We start from the raw sequence: 1,568 nt of genomic DNA, 5'->3' as shown, positions 1-1,568 counted from the left end.
CCCGGCGCCGCATCACCGCCGGGTGAAGCCGCCCGGCCCGGGACCGGCCCGTGCGCGCCCGGGCCGCCGCGGCCGGATCGCGCCCCGGCGCCAACTGCCCTACTCTCCAGGGGTCGCGGCACCGCCGCCGGCGGCGCCCTTGGCTTCGGGCCGGGCGCCGTCCGCGTCCGGTGGCCCGCCCGGGACGGAGGAACGCAGCATGGACGGACTCGCCACCGCGCCGCAGGAGGCGCGCCGCCAGCTCCAGGCGCTCTATGCCGAGATGCGGCCGCACAGCCTCTACCCGCTGTGGGAGGTGCTGGCGAACCTGGTCACCCCGACCCCCCGTTCGGCCGCCCAGGCGCATCGCTGGGCCTATGGCCCGGCGCGGGACTACCTGCTGCGCGCCGGCGGCCTGATCAGCGCCGAGCAGGCGGAGCGGCGGGTGCTGATCCTGGAGAATCCCGGCCTCGCCGGCACCTCCTCGGTCATTCCCAGCCTCTATGCCGGACTGCAGCTGATCCTGCCGGGGGAGGTCGCGCCCTGCCACCGCCACACCCAGTGCGCGCTGCGCTTCGTCATGGAAGGCGATGGCGCCTTCACCGCGGTGGATGGGGAGAAGGCGGTCATGCGCCCCTTCGACCTCGTCCTGACGCCCAACTGGCAGTGGCACGACCACGGCAATGACAGCGGCCGGCCGATGATCTGGCTGGACGGGCTCGATATCCCGACCGTCCGCTTCTACGAGGCGAGCTTCGCCGAGCGGCTGGACCAGCCGGCGATGTCCGAGGCGATCCCCGCCGGCGACAGCCTGCGCCGCTATGGCCGCAACCTGCGCCCGCTGCGCGGCACGGCCGCGGATCGCCGCCCTGCCCGGCAGCCGCTGTTCCACTACCCCCATGCCGAGTGGCGGGAGAGCCTGCTGGCGCTGGCCGGGGCGGAGGCGCCCGACCCGCATCTCGGCCATGCGCTGGAATTCATCAACCCGGCGGATGGCGGCCCGGTGATGCCGACCATCGCCGCGCATGTCCGCCATCTGCCGGCCGGGTTCGAGACGCGGCCGCGCCGCAGCACGGACGGCACGATCTTCGTGGTGGTGGAAGGCCGCGGCACCGCGGCGGTGGAGGGGCGGGAATACCGGCTGGAGGAGCGGGACATCCTCGTCGTCCCCTCCTGGCAGGCGCTGACGCTGCGGGCCGACAGCCGCCTGCTGCTCTTCGCCTATTCCGACCGGGCGGCGCAGGAGAAGCTCGGCCTGTTCCGGGACGCGCGGCTGTAGCGCCGGCCTCCGGGGCGGTCGGCGCACTCCCCTGACCACGCGACCCGCGCCGTCTCCTGCGGTGGGGGGACGGCGGCGCGCTGCCCCGCCGCCGCGCCCCGCCGCGATCCGCCACCCTATCGGTTCGGTAAGCACTGGCCGCTAGGGACGCTCCGTCCCGGGACCGGCCCCCTGCGCGTGACGTGCTGAGCGTCCATACCAATGTGCCCGCTGCCGCCGCGCTGCGCCTGCTGTCGCGCGCGACGACGGCGCTCGACCGCGCGGGGGCCGAGCTGGCGACGGGCCGCCGGCGCGGCGACCCGGCGGCGGC

Annotated in this window: 1 protein-coding gene; it reads left to right on the top strand. The window is 75.7% G+C overall.

Annotated features, from left to right (window positions below; translation table 11 throughout):
• The first annotated feature begins 199 nt into the window (after nucleotides 1–199).
• Nucleotides 200–1,258 carry a gentisate 1,2-dioxygenase gene (gene gtdA / locus E2C05_RS31650; protein WP_133223567.1) on the top strand — a complete coding sequence of 353 codons (1,059 nt, stop codon included), beginning with the start codon at nucleotides 200–202 and terminating at the stop codon, nucleotides 1,256–1,258.
• Nucleotides 1,259–1,568: the final 310 nt, after the last annotated feature.

The organism is Paracraurococcus ruber, from assembly GCF_004353985.1.
Classification (GTDB): Bacteria; Pseudomonadota; Alphaproteobacteria; order Acetobacterales; family Acetobacteraceae; genus Paracraurococcus; species Paracraurococcus ruber.
This window is presented reverse-complemented; position numbering and strand designations above follow the sequence as displayed.

Coding starts and splice junctions, on each gene's coding strand:
- gtdA (WP_133223567.1), top strand. CDS start 200: ATGGACGGACTCGCCACCGCGCCGCAGGAGGCGCGCCGCCAGCTCCAG.